Origin of the sequence: Enterobacter sp. CPE_E863 (assembly GCF_046521465.1) — a bacterium.
Taxonomy (GTDB): domain Bacteria; phylum Pseudomonadota; class Gammaproteobacteria; order Enterobacterales; family Enterobacteriaceae; genus Enterobacter; species Enterobacter adelaidei.
The window spans coordinates 2,295,788-2,317,651 of the sequence record NZ_JBKFZX010000001.1; the positions used below are offsets into that span (position 1 = coordinate 2,295,788).

At 50.9% G+C, this 21,864-nt stretch carries 22 protein-coding genes and 1 pseudogene; 9 read left to right on the forward strand and 14 right to left on the reverse strand.

The annotated features are described in order from the left end of the window. Positions 1–392: 392 nt before the first annotated feature. The 4 genes from ACLHV8_RS11290 (at position 393) to hslJ (ending at position 3,496) form a co-directional block, all read left to right on the forward strand. On the forward strand, positions 393–1,793 hold the full coding sequence (locus tag ACLHV8_RS11290; RefSeq protein ID WP_028018854.1) for a cytochrome ubiquinol oxidase subunit I: 1,401 nt from the start codon (positions 393–395) through the stop codon (positions 1,791–1,793). Continuing rightward, positions 1,793–2,803 carry a cytochrome d ubiquinol oxidase subunit II gene (gene cydB / locus ACLHV8_RS11295; protein WP_208594856.1) on the forward strand — a complete coding sequence of 337 codons (1,011 nt, stop codon included), beginning with the start codon at positions 1,793–1,795 and terminating at the stop codon, positions 2,801–2,803. The genes ACLHV8_RS11290 and cydB overlap by 1 nt, the downstream gene beginning before the upstream one ends. Then, positions 2,803–2,931: a DUF2474 domain-containing protein gene (locus tag ACLHV8_RS11300; RefSeq protein ID WP_032666970.1), complete on the forward strand. Its 129-nt coding sequence runs from the start codon at positions 2,803–2,805 to the stop codon at positions 2,929–2,931. The genes cydB and ACLHV8_RS11300 overlap by 1 nt, the downstream gene beginning before the upstream one ends. 127 nt (positions 2,932–3,058) lie before the next feature. After that, positions 3,059–3,496 carry a heat shock protein HslJ gene (gene hslJ, locus ACLHV8_RS11305; RefSeq protein WP_028018852.1) on the forward strand — a complete coding sequence of 146 codons (438 nt, stop codon included), beginning with the start codon at positions 3,059–3,061 and terminating at the stop codon, positions 3,494–3,496. Here the strand turns inward: hslJ and ACLHV8_RS11310 are convergent, their stop codons facing one another. Continuing rightward, positions 3,497–3,763 carry a DUF333 domain-containing protein gene (locus tag ACLHV8_RS11310; protein ID WP_025759109.1) on the reverse strand — a complete coding sequence of 89 codons (267 nt, stop codon included), beginning with the start codon at positions 3,761–3,763 and terminating at the stop codon, positions 3,497–3,499. It abuts the gene before it with no gap. A 271-nt stretch (positions 3,764–4,034) separates the two neighbouring features. On the opposite strand from ACLHV8_RS11310, the gene nifJ reads away from it, so the two are divergent. Together nifJ and ompC are read left to right on the forward strand one after the other, a co-directional pair. Further along, positions 4,035–7,559, forward strand: a complete 3,525-nt coding sequence (gene nifJ, locus ACLHV8_RS11315; RefSeq protein WP_049007343.1) for a pyruvate:ferredoxin (flavodoxin) oxidoreductase — start codon at positions 4,035–4,037, stop codon at positions 7,557–7,559. A gap of 389 nt (positions 7,560–7,948) precedes the next feature. Continuing rightward, positions 7,949–9,058 (forward strand): porin OmpC, encoded by a 1,110-nt coding sequence (gene ompC, locus ACLHV8_RS11320; RefSeq protein WP_028018850.1) that lies wholly within the window; start codon positions 7,949–7,951, stop codon positions 9,056–9,058. A gap of 289 nt (positions 9,059–9,347) precedes the next feature. Here the strand turns inward: ompC and ACLHV8_RS11325 are convergent, their stop codons facing one another. The 10 genes from ACLHV8_RS11325 to ACLHV8_RS11370 all read right to left on the reverse strand — a co-directional run bounded on the left by ACLHV8_RS11325 (position 9,348) and on the right by ACLHV8_RS11370 (position 16,028). Beyond that, complete coding sequence (locus ACLHV8_RS11325) at positions 9,348–9,755, reverse strand: GFA family protein (protein ID WP_028018849.1); 408 nt, start codon at positions 9,753–9,755, stop codon at positions 9,348–9,350. A gap of 3 nt (positions 9,756–9,758) precedes the next feature. Further along, on the reverse strand, positions 9,759–9,956 hold the full coding sequence (locus ACLHV8_RS11330) for a hypothetical protein (RefSeq protein WP_028018848.1): 198 nt from the start codon (positions 9,954–9,956) through the stop codon (positions 9,759–9,761). Between the two features lie 91 nt (positions 9,957–10,047). Beyond that, a complete protein-coding gene (locus ACLHV8_RS11335) occupies positions 10,048–11,154 on the reverse strand; it encodes a methyltransferase (protein ID WP_410392127.1) in 1,107 nt (368 codons plus the stop codon). Further along, on the reverse strand, positions 11,136–12,116 hold the full coding sequence (locus ACLHV8_RS11340) for an IS5-like element ISKpn26 family transposase (protein ID WP_000019445.1): 981 nt from the start codon (positions 12,114–12,116) through the stop codon (positions 11,136–11,138). The genes ACLHV8_RS11335 and ACLHV8_RS11340 overlap by 19 nt, the downstream gene beginning before the upstream one ends. A 40-nt stretch (positions 12,117–12,156) precedes the next feature. After that, the gene (locus ACLHV8_RS11345; RefSeq protein ID WP_410392128.1) at positions 12,157–12,279 is read right to left on the reverse strand and encodes a hypothetical protein; all 123 of its coding nucleotides are present in this window, start codon (positions 12,277–12,279) and stop codon (positions 12,157–12,159) included. Between the two features lie 267 nt (positions 12,280–12,546). After that, positions 12,547–12,996: a hypothetical protein gene (locus tag ACLHV8_RS11350; protein WP_208594858.1), complete on the reverse strand. Its 450-nt coding sequence runs from the start codon at positions 12,994–12,996 to the stop codon at positions 12,547–12,549. Between the two features lie 125 nt (positions 12,997–13,121). Then, on the reverse strand, positions 13,122–13,670 hold the full coding sequence (locus ACLHV8_RS11355) for a GNAT family N-acetyltransferase (protein WP_208594866.1): 549 nt from the start codon (positions 13,668–13,670) through the stop codon (positions 13,122–13,124). A 10-nt stretch (positions 13,671–13,680) separates the two neighbouring features. Continuing rightward, on the reverse strand, positions 13,681–14,136 hold the full coding sequence (locus ACLHV8_RS11360) for a VOC family protein (RefSeq protein WP_028018845.1): 456 nt from the start codon (positions 14,134–14,136) through the stop codon (positions 13,681–13,683). A 95-nt stretch (positions 14,137–14,231) separates the two neighbouring features. After that, on the reverse strand, positions 14,232–14,576 hold the full coding sequence (locus ACLHV8_RS11365; protein WP_208594859.1) for a DUF1294 domain-containing protein: 345 nt from the start codon (positions 14,574–14,576) through the stop codon (positions 14,232–14,234). Positions 14,577–14,907: 331 nt separating this feature from the next. Beyond that, a protein-coding gene (locus ACLHV8_RS11370; RefSeq protein ID WP_121528277.1) for an IS3-like element ISSen4 family transposase occupies positions 14,908–16,028 on the reverse strand; the annotation gives its coding sequence in 2 pieces (ribosomal slippage) (positions 14,908–15,770 and positions 15,770–16,028; 1,122 coding nt in all). A 348-nt stretch (positions 16,029–16,376) separates the two neighbouring features. Between ACLHV8_RS11370 and ACLHV8_RS11375 the strand changes: the two are divergent. Further along, a pseudogene (locus tag ACLHV8_RS11375) lies at positions 16,377–16,681 on the forward strand (tyrosine-type recombinase/integrase); the annotation flags it as partial. A 38-nt stretch (positions 16,682–16,719) separates the two neighbouring features. Then, positions 16,720–17,655 (forward strand): tRNA 2-thiocytidine(32) synthetase TtcA, encoded by a 936-nt coding sequence (gene ttcA, locus ACLHV8_RS11380; protein ID WP_028018842.1) that lies wholly within the window; start codon positions 16,720–16,722, stop codon positions 17,653–17,655. Between the two features lie 42 nt (positions 17,656–17,697). Here the strand turns inward: ttcA and dbpA are convergent, their stop codons facing one another. The 3 genes from dbpA to zntB form a co-directional block, all read right to left on the reverse strand. Continuing rightward, entirely contained in the window at positions 17,698–19,071 is a 1,374-nt protein-coding gene (gene dbpA, locus ACLHV8_RS11385) for an ATP-dependent RNA helicase DbpA (protein ID WP_208594861.1), read from the reverse strand. Between the two features lie 27 nt (positions 19,072–19,098). After that, positions 19,099–19,269: a hypothetical protein gene (locus ACLHV8_RS11390; RefSeq protein ID WP_154231563.1), complete on the reverse strand. Its 171-nt coding sequence runs from the start codon at positions 19,267–19,269 to the stop codon at positions 19,099–19,101. A gap of 272 nt (positions 19,270–19,541) precedes the next feature. Next, a complete protein-coding gene (zntB, locus tag ACLHV8_RS11395; RefSeq protein ID WP_049006940.1) occupies positions 19,542–20,525 on the reverse strand; it encodes a zinc transporter ZntB in 984 nt (327 codons plus the stop codon). Between the two features lie 197 nt (positions 20,526–20,722). On the opposite strand from zntB, the gene ACLHV8_RS11400 reads away from it, so the two are divergent. Then, positions 20,723–21,853: a GGDEF domain-containing protein gene (locus ACLHV8_RS11400; RefSeq protein ID WP_208594862.1), complete on the forward strand. Its 1,131-nt coding sequence runs from the start codon at positions 20,723–20,725 to the stop codon at positions 21,851–21,853. The last annotated feature ends 11 nt before the right edge of the window (positions 21,854–21,864 follow it).

Consider the following 21,864-nt stretch of genomic DNA (forward strand, 5'->3'; position numbering starts at 1 on the left):
GGATTCTCCTGTGAACGTTAAAACGTAAATTGCTAATGGGCCTTTCAGGCGATAGTGGTTTGAAACAAAAACTAATCGGAGTGTAGAAAGAGAACCAGGAGCGGCTGCGGAGAGGCACAACGTGATGAGGACTACTTTATAAAACTACGTCAGATATTTTTTTGGACTCAAAACCAGAAGGTCATTAACGCATGGTGTTGAAGACAAAGCAAGCAGTTTCATGCGTAAAATTCATAAAAATAAATTTTTTATTCAAAAACACGATGTATATCAGATGTTCAATTCCTGATTATTCCTCCAACTGTTATAGATAAATTTTACTTTTCTGCCTCTGATAGTTTGATTTCTGCCCCTATAGCATAACAGCACACCGTTTGACATTGAGGTTGTGCATGTTTGGTTTAGATGCTTTTCATCTTGCACGGATACAGTTTGCTTTTACCGTATCCTTTCACATCATTTTCCCGGCCATCACCATCGGCCTGGCAAGCTATCTTGCCGTGCTCGAAGGCCTGTGGCTTAAAACCAAAAATCCGGTCTGGCGCTCGCTGTACCATTTCTGGTCGAAGATTTTTGCCGTTAACTTTGGTATGGGCGTTGTCTCCGGTCTGGTGATGGCCTACCAGTTTGGTACCAACTGGAGTGGATTTTCGCAGTTTGCGGGCAGTATTACCGGCCCGCTGCTGACCTATGAAGTGCTGACCGCCTTCTTCCTGGAAGCAGGTTTCCTTGGTGTGATGCTTTTCGGCTGGAACAAAGTCGGGCCTGGTTTGCACTTCTTCGCCACCTGCATGGTGGCACTGGGGACCATTATCTCCACCTTCTGGATCCTCTCATCAAACAGCTGGATGCAGACCCCGCAAGGCTATGAGATCGTCAACGGTCAGGTCGTGCCGGTGGATTGGTTCGCCGTGGTATTTAACCCCTCCTTCCCTTACCGACTGCTGCATATGTCGATAGCCGCGTTCCTCAGCAGCGCGTTATTTGTCGGCGCTTCCGCGGCATGGCATCTGCTGCGCGGGAATAATACTCCAGCCATCCGCGCGATGTTTTCTATGGCGCTGTGGATGACGCTAATTGTCGCCCCCATCCAGGCCATGGTTGGTGATATGCACGGGTTGAACACGCTAAAGCACCAGCCCGCTAAAATCGCCGCCATTGAAGGTCATTGGGAAAACCCGCCAGGAGAACCCACCCCGCTGCTGCTTTTTGGCTGGCCGGATATGGAACAGGAACGCACCCGCTTTGGTCTGGAGATCCCTGCGCTGGGGAGTCTTATCCTGACGCACAGCCTGGATAAACAGGTTCCGGCTCTCAAGGAGTTCCCGAAGGAAGACCGCCCGAACTCGACCATCGTCTTCTGGTCATTCCGCATTATGGCCGGCTTAGGCATGCTGATGTTGCTGCTCGGCGTTGTGGCGCTGTGGTTACGCTATAAAAAGCGTGTTTACGCTTCTCGCCCTTTCCTGTGGTTTGCCCTGTTGATGGGGCCATCCGGGCTGATTGCGATTCTGGCCGGATGGATCACCACCGAAGTGGGCCGCCAGCCGTGGGTTGTTTATGGTCTGCAGCGAACGAAAGATGCGGTTTCAGCGCATGGTGACCTGCATATGAGCGTGAGTTTGCTGGCATTTTTCGTCGTTTACACCTCGGTGTTTGGCGTGGGTTACAGCTATATGGTGCGCCTTATCAGGAAAGGTCCGCAGCCTCATGAATCTTATGCCACCGAATCAGACGGACGTCCGGCACGCCCACTCTCTGCCGTCACAACTGAACATAAGGAGCAGCCATAATGGGTATCGATCTTTCCATTATCTGGTTTGTCATCATCGTCTTCGCCACACTGATGTATATCGTGATGGACGGTTTTGATCTCGGGATGGGTATTCTGTTTCCGGCGACACAAAATGCCGACGATCGCGATGTGATGGTCAACAGCGTCGCCCCGGTCTGGGACGGAAATGAAACCTGGCTGGTGCTCGGCGGTGCGGCCCTGTTCGGTGCATTTCCACTGGCCTATGCGGTGATCATTGATGCCCTCACCATCCCGCTGACATTAATGCTGATCGGACTTATTTTCCGTGGCGTAGCATTCGAGTTTCGCTTTAAAGCAACGCCGGCGCACCGTCCCTTCTGGGATAAAGCGTTTATTGGTGGTTCAATTCTGGCTACGTTTACCCAGGGTGTCACGGTGGGCGCAGTGATCAACGGCTTTACCGTGACTGGCCGGGCCTATACTGGCGGGCCCTTTGACTGGTTCACCGCGTTTAACCTGTTCTGCGGTGCCGGTCTGGTGGTGGCCTATGCACTGTTAGGCTCTACATGGCTGGTGATGAAAAGCGAAAATGCCCTTCAGCAGCGGATGCGTGGGGTATCCAGAACGCTGTTAATCATTCTTCTGGCCTTCATTGCCGCAATCAGTATCTGGACACCGCTGGCGCAGCCAGCCATCGCCGCGCGCTGGTTCACGCTGCCGAATCTGTTTTACCTGTTGCCTGTTCCGGTGCTGGTGGTGCTTCTGAGTCTGTATCAGTGGCGTTGCCTCAATAATCCTGCAAGCCATAATCGCCCATTCATCCTGACGTTAGGATTGATATTCCTCGGCTTTAGCGGTCTTGGGATAAGCATCTGGCCGCATATCATTCCACCGTCAATCACCCTGTGGCAGGCCGCCGCGCCGACGCAAAGCCAGGGCTTTATGCTGGTGGGCGCGTTGTTGATCATTCCCATTATCCTGGTCTACACCTTCTGGAGTTACTACGTGTTTCGCGGAAAAGTTCAGCATGGGGAGGGTTATCACTGATGCAACAACCTGTCTGGAAAAGATTGATGTGGCTGGCCATTATCTGGGGCGGAAGCGTACTGGCGCTGGCTGCGGTCAGTATGTTCTTTCGTATGTTGATGACGGCCGCAGGGTTTAAATCTCACTAATCTTCATGTCGGGCAACGTCTTCGTTGCCCGACACCTGCCCGCACTTTCAGATAAACCCCATTAACGCACGACAGCGTATCGTTACACTGGAAAAAGATTCACAGTATTTATAGTTTGAGACGAAAAATGAAAAAGCTCATTGCGTTAAGCGTTATTAGCCTGGTCCTCTCCGGTTGCGTTAATCCGGGGAAAGCTTCCGTTCAGCCGGAGCAACTGAAGAATCATCGCTTTGTTCTGGAAAATGTGGACGGTAAAGCCGTGAAGGCCACAGCAACGCAACCTGAGATCAGCTTTAGCGCCCTGCCAGATATTAGCCTGGTGAATAACATTCGTGTTTCAGGCCTGATGTGTAATCGCTTCAACGGGCAGGGGAAATTATCCGAAGGCGAGCTGAAAGTCAGCGGTCTGGCCATGACGCGTAAACTTTGTACTGAACCACAGCTTAACGAGCTGGATCGCGCTATCGGCGACATGCTGCGCAAAGGGGCGCAGGTCGACCTGACAGAAGACCAGTTAACGCTGGCGACAGCCGATAAAACGCTGTTGTTTAAGCGTGCAGAATAATCAGTAGTTACCGCAAGTTCCAACGGCAAGCGACTGTTCGCTGCAGCGTTTGCCGTTTGGCAAGGCGCACATCCCGATAGCAGAACCGTCAAGCTGGCGGGCAACAGACAACGAACCGCCAATCATCGCGCAGTTGGCCTGGCCGGAGCTGGACATCGCCGCTTTCATTCCAGGCGCCACGTGGGCCGCCGTTGCCTGCTGGACTGGTTCACTGCTACATGCCGACAATAATAACGCCGCACACCCTACCAAAAATGCTGAGCGCATGCTCTCTCCCCCATGAATAATGCGAAACCTATGCATAATAGGCATCACATCCCGTGTCGTCGAGAGCGGAAGTGCGTATTTATGCGCTCCTGAAACACTTTCTCGCAATTTTTTTGGCAAAAGTTTGATCTACTCATTGATGCCGGGAATACCGAGGACACAAAAGCGAAAATTGTAGAATCCCCTGTTTGCTAGACTAAAGAGATAATATTCAGGGGTAGTCGCCTAATGACTGCCCCTCTAATTTTGCGCAATGTAAGGGTGTCGTCCTATGCAAACTATTGACGGTAATGGTGCAGTTGCTTCAGTCGCGTTTCGCACCAGCGAAGTTATCGCCATCTATCCGATTACGCCAAGTTCTACCATGGCTGAGCAGGCAGATGCCTGGGCGGGAAATGGCTTAAAAAACGTCTGGGGAGATGTCCCAAGAGTGGTTGAAATGCAGTCTGAAGCCGGTGCGATTGCCACGGTACATGGTGCGCTTCAGACAGGCGCGCTCTCCACGTCGTTTACCTCTTCTCAGGGATTGCTATTGATGATCCCGACGCTGTACAAGCTCGCCGGTCAACTCACCCCCTTTGTTCTGCATGTTGCGGCACGAACCATCGCCACCCACGCCCTTTCCATCTTCGGTGACCACTCCGACGTGATGGCCGTGCGCCAGACGGGCTGCGCGATGCTTTGTGCCAGCAGCGTACAGGAAGCACAAGACTTTGCCTTAATTTCGCATATCGCCACGCTGAAAAGTCGCGTTCCATTTATTCACTTCTTTGATGGTTTCCGCACCTCTCACGAAATCAACAAAATTGTCCCGCTGGCTGACGACACTATTCTGAATCTTCTGCCGCAGGCGGAAATCGACGCGCACCGCGCCCGCGCCCTTAACCCGGAGCATCCGGTGATCCGTGGGACTTCAGCGAATCCAGATACCTATTTCCAGTCCCGTGAAGCCACGAACCCATGGTACAACGCGGTTTACGCCCATGTTGAACAGGCGATGGCTGACTTTGCCGCCGCAACCGGTCGAGAATACAAACCGTTCGAGTACTACGGCCACCCGCAGGCAGAACGCGTGATTGTGCTGATGGGATCCGCCATTGGAACCTGTGAAGAGGTGGTTGACGAGCTGCTGACGCGCGGCGAAAAAGTTGGCGTGCTTAAGGTGCGTCTCTATCGTCCGTTCTCAGCTAAACATCTGCTTTCTGCCCTACCTGAAAGCGCACGTGCTGTGGCGGTACTTGACCGTACCAAAGAGCCCGGCGCACACGCGGAACCCCTGTATCTGGATGTCATGACCGCCCTGGCTGAAGCATTTAATAACGGCGAACGTGAAACGCTACCGCGCGTGATCGGCGGCCGATATGGTTTGTCCTCCAAGGAGTTTGGACCGGACTGCGTGCTGGCGATATTTAACGAGTTAAATGAAGCGAAACCGAAGCCTCGCTTTACGGTCGGCATTTATGATGATGTGACTAACCTTTCCCTGGCTTTGCCAGAAAATACGTTACCATCGAATGCCAAACTTGAGGCGCTGTTCTATGGTCTGGGCAGCGACGGCAGCGTCTCGGCGACCAAAAACAACATCAAAATCATCGGCAATTCTACCCCGTGGTATGCCCAGGGATACTTCGTCTATGACTCCAAAAAAGCCGGTGGTCTGACCGTTTCCCACCTGCGCGTGAGTGAACACCCCATCCGCTCGGCTTATCTTATTTCGCAGGCTGATTTTGTTGGCTGCCACCAGCTGCAGTTTATTGATAAATACCAGATGGCCGAGCGCCTGAAACCCGGCGGTATTTTCCTGCTGAATACGCCATACAGTGCAGACGAAGTCTGGGCGCGTCTGCCGCAGGAGGTACAGGCGGTCCTCAACCAGAAGAAAGCCCGTTTTTATGTGGTTAACGCTGCGAAAATTGCCCGCGAATGTGGTCTGGCCGCGCGTATTAATACCGTTATGCAAATGGCCTTTTTCCATCTGACCAACATCCTGCCTGGCGACAGCGCACTCATGGAACTGCAGGGCGCAATTGCCAAAAGCTACAGCAGCAAGGGGCAGGAACTGGTCGAACGCAACTGGCAGGCGCTGGCACTCGCTCGCGAATCTCTGTTTGAAGTAGCGCTGCAACCAGTAAATGCTGCAAGTCCAAATCGTCCTCCGGTGGTATCTGATGCGGCGCCTGATTTCGTTAAGACCGTGACGGCGGCAATGCTGGCCGGGCTGGGCGATGCCCTTCCCGTCTCTGCCCTGCCGCCAGATGGGACCTGGCCAATGGGGACCACGCGGTGGGAAAAACGCAACATCGCCGAAGAGATACCCATCTGGAAAGAAGATCTGTGTACCCAGTGCAATCACTGTGTAGCGGCATGCCCACATTCGGCCATTCGCGCCAAAGTGGTTTCCCCGGAAGCAATGGCGGATGCCCCGGCCAGCCTGCATTCTCTGGATGTGAAATCGCGTGATATGCGCGGACAGAAATACGTTCTGCAGGTCGCACCTGAAGATTGTACCGGTTGTAATCTGTGCGTTGAGGTGTGCCCGGCGAAAGACAGACAGGACCCGAATATCAAAGCCATCAATATGATGTCGCGTCTGGAGCACGTTGAAGAAGAAAAAGTAAACTATGACTTCTTCCTGAACTTACCGGAAATCGATCGCAGCAAGCTGGAACGTATTGATATTCGAACGTCGCAGCTCATCACGCCGTTATTCGAGTACTCCGGTGCCTGCTCTGGCTGCGGTGAAACGCCTTATATTAAGCTGCTGACTCAGCTCTACGGCGACCGGATGTTGATTGCCAATGCCACCGGCTGTTCATCTATCTACGGCGGTAACCTGCCCTCCACGCCGTACACCACCGACGCGAATGGTCGAGGCCCGGCATGGGCAAACTCATTGTTCGAAGATAATGCCGAATTTGGTCTCGGCTTCCGTCTGACCGTCGACCAGCATCGCGCTCGAGTGATGCGTTTGCTGGAACAGTTTGCCGGGCAGATCCCTGCTGAGCTCAATGAGGCACTACGCGCAGAAGCCACACCAGAAGTTCGTCGCGAGCAAGTTGCTGAGCTGCGGCATGCCCTTCAGGGGGTGGCAGGTGCAGAACAACTTCTGACTGACGCTGACGCCCTGGTTGAAAAATCGATCTGGCTGATTGGTGGTGACGGCTGGGCTTACGATATTGGTTTTGGCGGGCTGGATCACGTATTGAGCCTGACCGAAAACGTCAATATTCTGGTCCTGGATACGCAGTGTTATTCCAATACCGGCGGTCAGGCATCAAAGGCTACGCCGTTGGGCGCCGTCACAAAATTTGGTGAACACGGAAAACGTAAGGCGCGCAAAGATCTCGGTGTGAGCATGATGATGTACGGTCACGTTTACGTCGCGCAAATCTCGCTGGGTGCGCAACTTAACCAGACGGTGAAAGCCATTCAGGAGGCGGAAGCGTATCCAGGCCCGTCGTTGATTATTGCTTACAGCCCATGCGAAGAGCATGGCTACGACCTGGCACTCAGCCACGATCAGATGCGTCAGCTGACGGCTACCGGATTCTGGCCTCTTTACCGGTTCGATCCGCGCCGTGCGGACGAGGGCAAGTTACCGCTGGCGCTGGATTCGCGTCCACCGTCAGATGCCCTGGCCGAAACGTTAATGCAGGAGCAACGCTTCCGCCGCCTCAATGCGCAACAGCCTGAGGTCGCTGAACAGTTATGGAAAGATGCCGCCGCTGACCTGCAAAAACGGTATGATTTCCTGGCGCATATGGCCGGTAAAGCCGAAAAATCAACCAGCGATTAATCCCCCCGCCCGGCTAGTCCGGGCATTTTTTTGCCATAAAAAAAGCCCGATGTAATCACATCGGGCCAATCCAGTTAATTAATAAATATCTATTTAGAAAACTAAATAGCATTCATGTAAATTATGGATAAATAATCTTAAAGGCATATAACAGCACAGAGACTAGCTTACTTAATCCCTTATTAATAATTTTTATTTTATATAATTCATCACGAATTATTCATTAAACCAATGATCATTTCCGTCGTTTTATTCAGTTTAGATTTTACTTAGTTCGTAACAATTATACTTTATTACTCTTACACTGGAGTGATTTAGCATGGGACAACTTTCTCATTCGGAAAGTTCAACAGGTAATTAAATAAAAACAACTGCAAAGGAATATCACAATGCAAAGAAAAGTACTGGCTCTGATGATTCCGGCTCTGTTAATGGCTGGTGCTGCGCATGCAGCAGAGATTTATAATAAAGACGGCAACAAATTAGATCTGTACGGAAAAGTAGATGGTCTGCACTATTTCTCCGACGATAAAGGCGCTGATGGCGATCAGACCTACATGCGTTTGGGTTTCAAAGGTGAAACCCAAATCAACAACATGATGACCGGTTACGCTCAGTGGGAATACAACATTCAGGCGAACAATACTGAAGGTTCAGATAACCAGTCCTGGACACGTCTGGCCTTCGCGGGCGTAAAAGTGGGTGACTACGGTTCCTTCGATTACGGCCGTAATTATGGCGTTCTGTACGACATTGAAGGCTGGACAGATATGCTGCCAGAGTTCGGTGGCGACTCCTACACCAAAGCTGACAACTTTATGACCGGTCGTGCGAACGGTGTAGCAACCTACCGTAACACCGACTTCTATGGTCTGGTACCGGGCCTGAACTTTGCTCTGCAGTATCAGGGTAAGAATGAAGACGCCAGCAACAACCAGGAAGGTACCAACAATGGCCGTGACACACGCCATGAAAACGGTGACGGCTTCGGTATCTCTACCACCTATGACTTTGGGATGGGGATCAGCGCAGGTGCGGCCTATACCTCTTCTGACCGTACCAACGAGCAGGTCATGAATACCACGGCTGGTGGTGACAAAGCCGATGCCTGGACTGCTGGTCTGAAATATGACGCCAATAATATCTACCTGGCGGCAATGTATTCTGAAACCCGTAACATGACGCCTTATGGTGATAATACCGACGCCGTGGCGAACAAAACTCAGAACTTCGAAATCACCGCGCAATACCAGTTCGACTTCGGTCTGCGTCCAACCCTGTCCTACCTGCAGTCTAAAGGTAAAGACCTGGGCAACGGCCAGGGCGATCAGGATCTGGTTAAATATGCTGAAGTAGGTGCGACCTATTATTTCAACAAAAACATGTCCACCTATGTTGATTATAAAATCAACCTGCTGGACGAAGATGAAAGTTTCTACAAGAACAACGGCATCGGTACCGATGATGTTGTTGCGTTAGGCCTGGTGTACCAGTTCTAATTGTCCGGGCCCGTAAAATTATGCGGGCCCATTTTTTTGAGCCACGTCACAAAATGGAGAGTTTCTGACGAACAGGTTGAGAGTAAGTTGAAAGAAAGCTGGTTACACTTACGGTTTAGCCCTTTCATCACTAAGGACAACAGCGTTGTTAAGTCGTGTATCCGTTGCAGTACTTACTCTTTTAGCGCTTCTGTGGATGGCGCTAATTTTTGATTTTGGTGATATCGTTGGTCACCTCAGCACTCTTCTGAACCACCTGGATGGCGGTTAGCCTTAATCCTGAAAACACTCATTTTTTGCGGAAAGAGAGATAGCCAAAAACCCCACTATCCCCGTCCATAGGATGGTTAACCCCGTCCATCACCGTAACCTCCGGGAAGTCGAACGGCGATACGTTTTCAAAACAGGCAACATTCACACCGTATTCGTTCGGGTTGGAACGCCGCTGATGGAACGTATAAATCCCGCATATTGAGCAGAAGAAATGCCGGGCCGTACCCGTGTTAAATCGGTACTCCGTGAGCTTATCCTCCCCTTTGGTTACGGTAATCCCCGATAACGGCGCGGATACCGCCACAGCCCCCCGCATTCGGCAAAAAGAACAGCTGCAGCGCCGCGCAGTATTAAAGCCATCAGACAGTGCGACGGTAAATACCACCGCGCCACAATGGCACTGCGCATGACGAAGTTCACCCATCGGTTACACCCCTTTCCTCACAAGCGCAGCAGCCTTAACGAAAACCTCATCTTCAACGCCGTCTCCCTTCTGCCTGCCTAGCCTGACCAGTTCATTGACGATGCTATCGCGATCGATCGGTTTCTGCGCTGAAACCAGCCCAATGACGGCGGCACCGATCGCCAGCCCCACTAAACCTGTTTGTTCATCTTTGTTTTGCATATTCGAGCTCCCTTTTACAACAGAAAAGCGTAGCAGGAATATGTTAAAACGGAATGGTGTTCAACTGCTCTGTTAATACCATGAAAGCGGTTCAAACAGGTACGACTTCCAGTATCGACAGGTACGAGCGGGTATTTATTATTGTATTTAACTTAAGATTCGCCTGTTCAAACAAGTTCTGATATTCAGATTTTGCCCTTGCCCGCCCTCCGTCAAAGCTTGTTAAAAGAAGCAGGTCAATCTCATACCGTCCCTGCTCATTATTTTCGTCTTTGATAAGGGGTTCAAAAACCAATAATCGTGAACGTTCTTTCATTGCCTTTCTGCAGCACTGTAGTATCTGAACGGCTTTCGCGTCTGGCCAATCCATCAAGATGTATTTAAGGAGATAAATATCCGCATCAGGACAGGTCTCAAAAAAGCTACCCTCTACCGTCCTCCACCGGCGATCGTCATTCAGCAAATGCAGTCGGTTCCGCGCAAGCACATCCTTTTGGTCAAAAAGGATCCCGGTAAGGCCTGGATTTCGACGTAAAACAGCCAGTAATAAATTCCCCAGTCCCCCGGCGATATCTGCAACGACGGCGTGATGAGGGAACGCATAGCAATCCACAATGACTTCATTTTCCACAGATGACATAGATGCCATACCGGCATGAAAAATATTGCTGCCCGTAACCGTGTCATCATGCTGCCAGTATTCGTAAAAAGGCTTACCAAACAATTCATTGAAAACAGGTTTACCTTGTAATATTTCATCCATTCTGGACGCTGGCTGCCAGAAAGTGGGATCGGTCAGCATAAGTACCGCTGAACGCAAGGAAAATTCATACTCAGAACAAAGGAATTTTGCTGAATGGCTAAGACTGTATTCGTCTTCAGTTAATTCGTTGAACACCCCACGGGAGGATAATAATCGCATGATTCTATGCAGATAGTCGCGATCGACATTAAGCTCCAGGGCCAGTTGCTTAATTGATTTTTTTCCTTCGATCAGATGGTCCGCGACGCCTAACACCGCAACTGCCCTAAGGAAGGTGCGAATAAGCAGGTCATTTCTTCCCAAGCTGACTCGCTGATTAAAATTTCGCGGATCTGGGCCGATTTTTTTCCCGCAAACACATCGAATCAGCCTATTTAGGCTATTTTTTCCACCATTTCTGGCGTTATTTCCGGTTTTTACTGAGATCTCTCCCACTGACGTATCATTTGGTCCACCCGAAACAGGTTGGCCAGGGTGAATAACATCGCCAGTTGGTTATCGTTTTTCAGCAGCCCCTTGTATCTGGCTTTCACGAAGCCGAACTGCCGCTTGATGATGCGAAACGGGTGCTCCACCCTGGCACGGATGCTGGCTTTCATGTATTCGATGTTGATGGCCGTTTTGTTCTTGCGCGGATGCTGCTTCAAGGTTTTTACCTTGCCGGGACGCTCGGCGATCAGCCAGTCCACATCCACCTCGGCCAGCTCCTCGCGCTGTGGCGCTCCCTGGTAGCCGGCATCGGCTGAGACAAATTGCTCCTCTCCATGAAGCAGATTACCCAGCTGATTGAGGTCATGCTCGTTGGCCGCGGTGGTGACCAGGCTGTGGGTCAGGCCACTCTTGGCATCGACACCAATGTGGGCCTTCATGCCAAAGTGCCACTGATTGCCTTTCTTGGTCTGATGCATCTCCGGATCGCGTTGCTGCTCTTTGTTCTTGGTAGAGCTGGGTGCCTCAATGATGGTGGCATCCACCAAAGTGCCTTGGGTCATCATGACGCCTGCTTCGGCCAGCCAGCGATTGATGGTCTTGAACAATTGACGGGCCAGTTGATGCTGCTCGAGCAGGTGGCGGAAATTCATGATGGTGGTGCGATCCGGCAGGGCGCTATCCAGGGATAATCGGGCAAACAGGCGCATGGAGGCGATTTCGTACAGGGCATCTTCCATGGCACCGTCGCTCAGGTTGTACCAATGCTGCATGCAGTGAATACGCAGCATGGTCTCCAGCGGATAGGGCCGTCGGCCATTGCCCGCCTTGGGATAAAACGGCTCGATGACAGCGGTCATATTCTGCCATGGCAGAATCTGCTCCATGCGGGAGAGGAAAATCTCTTTTCGGGTCTGACGGCGCTTAGTGCTGAATTCACTATCGGCGAAGGTGAGTTGATGGCTCATGATGTCCCTCTGGGATGCGCTCCGGATGAATATGATGATCTCATATCAGGAACTTGTTCGCACCTTCCCTAAGTGCTGCCTGCCAGACAAAACCCATACTTTGCTCTAATAAACACATCCCTTCTTTACGGCTGAGTGAATCCAGACTATTAAGCTGTGTCATTTTCTGCTCCTTACCCAGTACAGACGTGTTGAACAACTAAAAAGCTGTTAGCAAGCGTAAGACTGAAAGTGAGCTTTATCCATCATGAAAAGAATATTTAGCAAAGTTAACTCATACAATTTCGTATCGCTTTAAGTACAGAATTTTCAATACGTAAAAAAACAAGTCCACTTATCATTTTTTGGAGTAATAAAACAATGAAATTATTATAGAGGAAATAATTATTGGCGATTGCTAAAACCCCGTAAAAAGACGGGATTTCAGTATTTAGAATCTGGGTGTCAGTCCGTATTTTGGTGTTTTAATATTTGCCGCCCATACCTTTATGTCGTTTTGTAGCAGTATGGTGAAATCAGACTTAAGATGCGTCACCATGCCATTAACACTATCAGCATCAATCACAGAAAAATGTTCAATTTTGCTCTGGCCCACCTGAACACAGTGATATTGCGCAGGCAGTGCTTTGCCATTGACGTTAAGCTCTTTCCTGTCTCCACCACATTGTCCTTCAGAAATATAGGACACCAGCAGATTGGCAGACCGCCGCTCCGGTTGGGATATACTCACCATGACAGGAAAACCCTCTGAAGTTTGTGTCATGTCATAAAGAACGGCATTTTTTATATACCATGTATTATATTCCCGCTCCTGAAACGCGGACCAGGCAGGTGTAGCAATGAATGCCAGCACCGCCAGTGTAATAGATTGAATTTTCATGGGATGTTGTCTTATGTGTTGTTGCACTTATTATTCAGATTGTGCAAAAAACAGCAAGCTATTGAGAATAAACCTACTACTATTAGCGGTGCTGGTGTCTGTATTGAGTAACTTTTGACGCTCTGTTAATGCCGGAGGTGTTCCTCTTTCAGCAAGGCATAACAATATTCATCACCCCATTCTCCCTTAAAAAAGATGTTCTGCCGATAATGGGCTTCCCGTCGAAAATGGAGTTTTTGCAAAAGGTTTGCAGCGCGAATATTGCGTGTATCCACAACGGCGATAAGCCGGTGCTTGTTATAGTGCGTAAATAGCAGCGTGATTATGGCATTGATAGCTTCCCGGGCATAACCCTGATTCTGATATTTCACATCAAAGGTCATACCCAGTTCAGCCTGCATGCCCTCGTCAAAAAAATGAACACCAATATCCCCAATCACAGCCCCGTCCATTTGCCGTTCAACGATAATCTGGTACCACGTGTCATCGCAGTTAAACGCAAGGGTGTTCTGCTGAGCATATAATTTCTCCGCATCCTGCATCGTAAAACGATCCCAGCTCTGAAAACGGGCCACCTCAGGCTGGTTGCGGTAGCACGAAATTTCCGGCAAATCGGCGGATGCCAGTGGACGCAGTAACAAACGCGAGGTTTGTAATGGCAATCTGTATTCCATTATTTCTCTCTTATATCCCGTTATCTTTACTTTCTGGATGAGCCGTTCGGATTGCTTCAAGCCCAACCCGCTGACCGAAAGACAGTTCTAACGTGTTACCGTCAGGGTCGGCAAAAAATACATAGTAACCGACGGGATCACCCAGCTCTTCCGGCGCTTTTCTTAACACACCTTCAGCGCTTGCCATCTCCGTTTTCCTGTCGAGTTCTTCACGGGTGGCGCAGGCAATGCCCAGATGACCAAAGTTGCCCAGCGGAGTATCGGTTACGTTATCTGCCTGTACCAGCACCAGGGCGAAAGGACGGGTATGGTCGCTTAGCCACGCCACTTTACGGGCATCAGGAATATCGGGTTCACGGGAGTGAATAATCTCCATACCCGCGTAACGACGATAGAAAGCAATGCTCTTCTCAAGATCCCTGACCATGAACGCGACATGTGTAAAACCGACATCAATATCTTTCATTTTAAGATGTTACTCCTTTTTCAACCTGTGGCAGGCATCTTAAAAGTTCAAGTTAACTTGATGTCAACAGGCATTTCACTCATCATGAGTAGCACTCATGAAGATGTAAAAGGAGAGAAATGGTAAGCCGCGGCCATCACAGCGATGCTGATGATAACGCTGATAAAAAAGTACGTTTTGAATGGCTGCTTTTGGGTTTTATGACGAAAGAGTTGTTGCCCCAAAAGGGCCCCGGGCCAACCCCCTGTCACACCAAATACCAGCAACGTCGCTTCCGGAACTCTGCGCATACCTTTACGCGCCGCCATTTTATCTGCGCCATATATAACCATCGTCAGTACATTGATCAGCAGCAACCACATCACCACTGGATACGAGGTAAGAATGCTGCCGACCGCAGCGAGGATCAGGAGTAAATAACAAAAACGATTGAGAGTCATAGTACAAGCCAGTGGATGTTAAGCGATTTTGAAGAAGCATTATACGCGATATCACGTATGTATCAGGCTCAGGCTATTTATCTTTTGTCATCCGGAGCTGCATTGACCAGCCAATAACTTTGCGCGAGAACAGGTCAACACAGCCAGCCTTTGTGGGTTCGGGTGTAAAGTTCAGAATACCATTTAGAACAACGTAAACCATGAGCTAGCTAAACACGTTGCTTATGTGTAAAAAGGGGGATTCATTCAGCAGGTGTTCATCGTGAAATACATTCGGCTAATTTTAAAGCTCATAACAGCATTGACCTGCCCCCACGATTAGATACAACACTCAGTTAGTAACGTCGGAATCTTCATTCTCAGAATGACCCTTTCTCCAGCCCGCTGCAAATTCAGACGGTGTCTGATAATTCAGCGTGGAGTGCGGGCGGCATTCGTTATAATCCTGCCGCCAGTCATTAATAATTTTCCTGGCATGAACGATATCGCTGAACCAGTGCTCATTCAAACATTCATCGCGAAATCGTCCGTTAAAGCTCTCAATAAATCCGTTCTGCGTTGGCTTGCCCGGCTGGATTAAGCGCAACTCAACACCATGCTCAAAGGCCCATTGATCCAGTGCACGGCAAGTGAACTCCGGCCCCTGGTCAGTTCTTATCGTCGCCGGATAGCCTCGAAACAGTGCAATGCTGTCCAGAATACGCGTGACCTGAACGCCTGAAATCCCAAAGGCAACAGTGACCGTCAGGCATTCCTTTGTGAAATCATCGACGCAGGTAAGACACTTGATCCTGCGACCGGTGGAAAGTGCGTCCATGACGAAATCCATCGACCAGGTCAGATTGGGCGCCGCCGGACGGAGCAGCGGCAGACGTTCTGTTGCCAGCCCTTTACGACGTCTTCTGCGTTTTACGCCCAGGCCACTGAGGTGATAAAGCCGGTACACGCGCTTATGATTAACATGAAGCCCTTCACGGCGCAGCAACTGCCAAATACGACGGTAGCCAAAACGCCTGCGCTCCAGTGCCAGCTCAGTGATGCGCCCTGATAAATGCGCATCAGCAGCCGGACGGTGAGCCTCATAGCGGCAGGTCGACAGGGATAAACCTGTAAGCCTGCAGGCACGACGTTGCGACAGACCGGTCGCATCACACATCAACATCACGGCTTCCCGCTTCTGGTCTGTCGTCAGTACTTTCGCCCAAGAGCCACCTGAAGCGCCTCTTTATCCAGCATGGCTTCGGCAAGCAGCTTCTTGAGTCTGGCGTTCTCTTCCTCAAGCGACTTCAGGCGCTTAACTTCAGGCACCGCCATACCGCCATACTTCTTACGCCAGGTGTAAAACGTGGCATCGGAAATGGCATGCTTGCGGCAGAGTTCACGGGCGGGTACCCCAGCTTCGGCTTCGCGGAGAATACTGATGATCTGTTCGTCGGAAAAACGCTTCTTCATGGGGATGTCCTCATGTGGCTTATGAAGACATTACTAACATCGGGGTGTACTAATCAACGGGGAGCAGGTCAGCATCACTTTATGTGTTCCTGGTTGTTTTTGGCTCTGGATTTGTAGGTTCCAGTACAACCAATGCAATTAACCTTGAAACACTTAACCTAAATTATTCATTAATTGCAAAAGACTCGGCAGTATACGCAATCTGCGCAGCTGGTGCGGCATTGGTTGTTCCACCTGCCCTATATTTCATCCAGCATTATGTCTGGCCAGTGTTGAAGTTTATCGGCTTGAAGATTCGCTACTTCTTCCATGGATACTAAAAGTCTCGCCACTGGCGAAGCGATCTGCCAGAGCCTGCGATTTGTTTTCATGCCCAGGATGCGCAAGGGCATACAGAAGGCCTACTACTCTTTATCAAGTATCGGCGCCAGATTTAACGCTGCTGTAAAACGTGCTGGCATTCGCCGCCGGAATCCGTACCATACGCGGCATACTTTTGCCTGCTGGCTTTTATCTGTCAGCGCTAACCGTCTTTCATAGCCAGCCAGATGGGGCATGAAAACGCGCAAATGGTTTATGAAGTCTACGGTGCGTGGATTGAAGAAATGAATGGCGAACAGGTGCTGATGCTTAACGATAAGCTCGCGCGCTGAAAAATTTTTGCCCCTATTGGCTCCGAAGGTAGTAATACATGCAAGAAAATCAAGCAAATACAAAGAAAGAGCAATACAACCTGAACAAACTGCAAAAGCGACTGCGCCGTAACGTGGGCGAGGCCATTGCAGACTTCAACATGATTGAAGACGGTGACCGTATTATGGTTTGCCTGTCAGGGGGTAAAGACAGCTACACGATGCTGGAGATCCTGCGTAATCTTCAGCAAAGCGCGCCGGTGAAGTTTTCCCTGGTGGCGGTCAACCTTGACCAGAAACAGCCGGGCTTCCCGGAGCACATTCTGCCGGAATATCTGGAGAAGCTGGGCGTTGAGTACAAAATCGTTGAAGAAAACACCTACGGTATTGTGAAAGAGAAGATCCCGGAAGGGAAAACCACCTGCTCTCTCTGCTCCCGTCTGCGCCGCGGCATTCTGTATCGCACCGCAACGGAACTGGGCGCAACCAAAATTGCGCTGGGCCATCACCGCGACGATATCCTGCAGACACTGTTCCTGAACATGTTCTACGGCGGTAAGATGAAAGGCATGCCACCAAAACTGATGAGCGATGACGGCAAGCACATTGTCATCCGCCCTCTTGCCTACTGCCGCGAAAAAGACATTGAGCGTTTCTCTCAGGCCAAAGAATTCCCGATCATTCCATGTAACCTCTGTGGCTCTCAACCGAACCTGCAGCGCCAGGTGATTGGCGACATGCTGCGTGACTGGGACAAACGTTATCCGGGTCGCATCGAAACCATGTTCAGCGCGATGCAGAACGTTGTGCCGTCCCACCTCGCGGATGTTGAGCTGTTCGACTTCAAAGGTATCAACCACGAATCAGACGTGGTGAATGGCGGCGATCTGGCGTTTGATCGGGAAGAGATCCCTATGCAGCCTGCTGGCTGGCAGCCAGAAGAAGATGACAATCAGTTCGAAGAACTGCGTCTGAACGTACTCGAAGTGAAATAAAATGATAGCGTCTCAGAAAGAGATTCTGAGACGCTATATCCTTTACTTCAGCAGACGAACGCGGCAGGTTTTCCCTTTAATTTTCCCGTTTTGCAGCTGTTTCCAGGCCTTATGCGCAACCGTCTGGCGAACCGCCACATAAACATGTGACGGATGCACCGCAATCTTACCGATATCCGCCCCATCCAGACCCACATCTCCTGTCAGCGCACCTAATACATCGCCTGGACGCATTTTGGCTTTTTTACCGCCATCAATGCACAGCGTCGCCATTTCAGCCTCCAGCGGCACGAGGCTGACACCGGCTGGTGGGGTCATCCAGTTCAGCTTAATCTGCAGCATTTCTGAGAGAATATTGGCGCGTTGCGCCTCTTCCGGCGCACAGAAGCTGATCGCAAGGCCGCTGTTTCCTGCTCGCGCCGTACGGCCGATACGATGGACGTGGACTTCAGGATCCCACGCCAGCTCATAGTTCACCACCAGCTCAAGCGATTTGATATCCAGCCCCCGCGCCGCCACGTCGGTCGCAACCAGTACACGGGCGCTGCCGTTGGCAAAACGGACCAGCGTCTGATCGCGATCGCGCTGCTCCAGATCGCCATGCAGCGACAATGCACTCTGCCCCGCCGCATTTAGCGCATCGCAGACTGACTGGCAGTCTTTTTTGGTATTACAGAACACCACGCAGGATGCAGGCTGATGCTGGCTCAGCAATTTCTGCAGGAGAGGGATTTTTCCCTGCTGCGAAGTTTCAAAGAACTGCTGTTCAATGGCTGGCAGGGCGTCAACACTGTCGATTTCAATGGTAAGCGGATTTTTCTGCACGCGGCCGCTGATGGCGGCGATGGCTTCCGGCCATGTGGCAGAGAACAACAGCGTCTGGCGATCGGACGGAGCGAAACGGATCACCTCGTCAATCGCATCGCTGAAGCCCATATCCAGCATCCTGTCTGCCTCATCCATCACCAGCGTTTGTAACGCATCCAGCGAAACGGTGCCTTTTTGCAGGTGGTCCAGCAGGCGACCTGGCGTCGCGACAATAATGTGCGGCGCATGCTGGAGCGAATCACGCTGAGCACCGAAAGGCTGTCCGCCGCAGAGGGTTAAAATTTTGGTATTTGGCAGGAAACGCGCAAGGCGACGCAGTTCACCCGCGACCTGGTCTGCCAGTTCACGGGTGGGACATAATACCAGAGACTGGGTCTGAAACATCGCGGCATCAATATGTTGCAACAAGCCAAGACCGAATGCCGCTGTTTTCCCACTGCCCGTTTTCGCCTGTACGCGTACATCACGGCCCTCAAGAATAGCGGGCAGTGCCGCCGCCTGAACCGGCGTCATCGTGAGGTAACCCAACTCGTTGAGGTTGTCGAGTTGGGCGGCGGGCAGAACATTCAGGGTAGAAAAAGCAGTCACAATAATCTCTCGTGGTCATCTTCGCAGTCAGATGGCGCGTATCCTCGCAGATCTCGCGGTTTGATGCGACATTTTAATCGGTTCTTCATCTGGCGGCGGGTCGGGCATCGGCTGAGGACGCGGGATGGGATCGGGCATCGGTACGGGATCGTTGGGGGTTGGGCCGGTCGGAATGGACTGTAACAATGGCATGCTCATATTTCCCTCCAGGTTTAGGCGTACTCTTCTTAGGGTAGACGCTGGGAAACAGGAGGCAAAAAAAAGCCGACTATGAAGTCGGCGTCGTACGAATCAATTGTGCTATGCAGTAATTCAAAAAAGGAAGTAAGACAATATGGAGCGCAACGCCCATCGCTTGACGTTGCATTCACCTGCGGGAGTAATATTGCACCTTACGGGGTAGATGTTTATTGACTTCGCTCAATTAAAAGAGCGTTTTGAACCGCGTAAAACGTGAAAAAAACGTAAATTTACAGCCATTTACTGCGATGTAACCACCATGCAACACCACCAATCACAACAACTAACATGACGCAAAAAGCGGTAAAGCCGTAGCGATAGGCATTCCCCGGAATTCCCCCCAGGTTCACACCAAACAAGCCGGTCAGAAACGTGCTGGGCAAAAATACCATCGCCATCAGGGACATTGTATAGGTTCTTCTCGCCAGGGATTCCTGCATCACCTGGGCGATTTCGTCTGCCATCACTGCCGTTCTGGCGATACAGGAATCAATTTCGTCCAGCCCGCGGCCCAGCCGGTCGGCGATATCCTGCATTCTGCGTCGCTGATCGTCATTCATCCAGGTCAGTCTTTCGCTTGCCAGACGGGCATATACGTCACGCTGGGGTGTCATATAACGACGCATAACGATCAACTGCTTACGCAATAACGCCAGAAATCCACGCGGTGGGATCTGCTGATCGAGCAAGTTATCTTCCAGGTCGATGATTTTATCGTGCAGCTCTTCGATAAACTCGCTCGCATGATCGGTAAGGGCGTCGCAGACGTCCACCAGCCAACTGCCACAGTCGATCGGCCCGGTACCTTCTTTCAGATCGTTAACAATGTCATCCAGCGCCAGGACTTTACGCTGACGGGTGGAAACAATCAGACCATCATCCATATAGACGCGCATCGCAACCAGCTGATCGGGACGTTCATCCGTGCTGCCATTAATGCAGCGCAGGGTAATCAACGTTCCGTCTCCCATTCTGCTCACGCGAGGTCGCAGGCTTTCTCCCGCCAGCGCATCGCGCACATTGTTAGGCAAGAGCGGCGTCGAAGCCAGCCAGTCAGCGCTGTCCGGATGGGTGTAGTTCAGGTGTAGCCAGCAAGGATGCTCGTTATCAATGACATCGCTATCCTCCAGCGGTCGGGCACCGCCGCGCCCATCCAGCACCCACGCAAAAACTGCGTCAGGAACGTTAAGTTCAGATCCTTTAATGCTCTCCACTGCGCCTCCGCCTTTTAAGCTCTTTCGATGTCAGTCTAGCTTTCATCAGGGGTTAAGCAACAACTATATGCGGCATCGCGCTGAAATCGCTCAGGAATTGAGCGTATTGCAACAGGTTCCTGTAGACAGTCGCAGGCAAATCATTAGAGTTAAAGAAATGCTGCTGGATTGTTCTAAAAAGATGCTGGGGTAAGTGCGTGACCATAAAAAAGAACTGCGTCGCCTTCGATTTGCGCCTGGCAGAAATGCGCGCAATCGCGATAAAAACCAGCATGACCTGGTTCCTGTGGGTGAACATATTGTTTTCGCTGTTCATCCTGGGGAGACGTTATTTTGCTCCGATTGGGGTGTTAACACCTTCCCTTCATCCAGCAGGATTGATGGAAGGCATGATGGTTATCATTCTTACCCTCTCGGCAGGCGTACTCTTTATACTACGAATGGCACCGCTGCAAAACGCTCCCTGGCTCAGAAGCCTGGCCAAAGGCGTTGTTGTCGGATTAAGCCTCTGCTGGGCGACGTGCTTTTACGTATTAATCACCAGTGAAGATATTCGGATCATCTTCCCGTTCGCTGCACTCCTACTGTTTGCGTCGCTCATTTCCCTCTATTTCGACCCCAGAGTGCTATTAAGTTTTATCATCCCTGTGTGGGTGACCATTCTGGTTACCACACTGTTTCACCCCACTCAGCTCACCGTCCTGAGCGCGCTGCAATGGGTCTTACTGGCAGGCTTAATTGAATCCGGGAGACGGATCCTTAACCGCTGGTTTATTCTTGCGCTGCAACGTGAACAAGAAAACGCCGATCTTATTCATCAGCTAGGTCTGCTCGCCAGCAAAGATCCGTTGACCGGGTTAGCCAACCGTCGAAGTTTTGAAGCGCGTATGGATCAGGAAATTGCCAGCCATCAGCAGGATGGGAAAGGATTTGGATTGATTATGCTGGATGTCGATCATTTTAAACTCTACAACGACCATTACGGGCATCAACAAGGGGATCGCTGTCTGATCATGATTGCGGGTGTACTTGAATCTGCGAGCCGTGAAAACGAAGGCATTGTAGGCCGGGTGGGTGGCGAGGAGTTTATGGTCTTACTCCCCGAGGCCGATGCCGGCACGGTGCGATCAACTGCGGAACGCATTTCCCGCATGCTGGAAAGCCAGGCATTCGCTCACGCCCTCTCCCCAGTCAATCCTCACGTAACGGTGAGCCAGGGGCTGACGCTCTGGACACACGGGCAATCGCCCCAATCGGTCATTGGCTGTGCGGATAAAGCCCTGTATATGGCGAAGCTGCAGGGACGTAATCGCTGGGTAGAAGCATAAAAAAAGCCCGG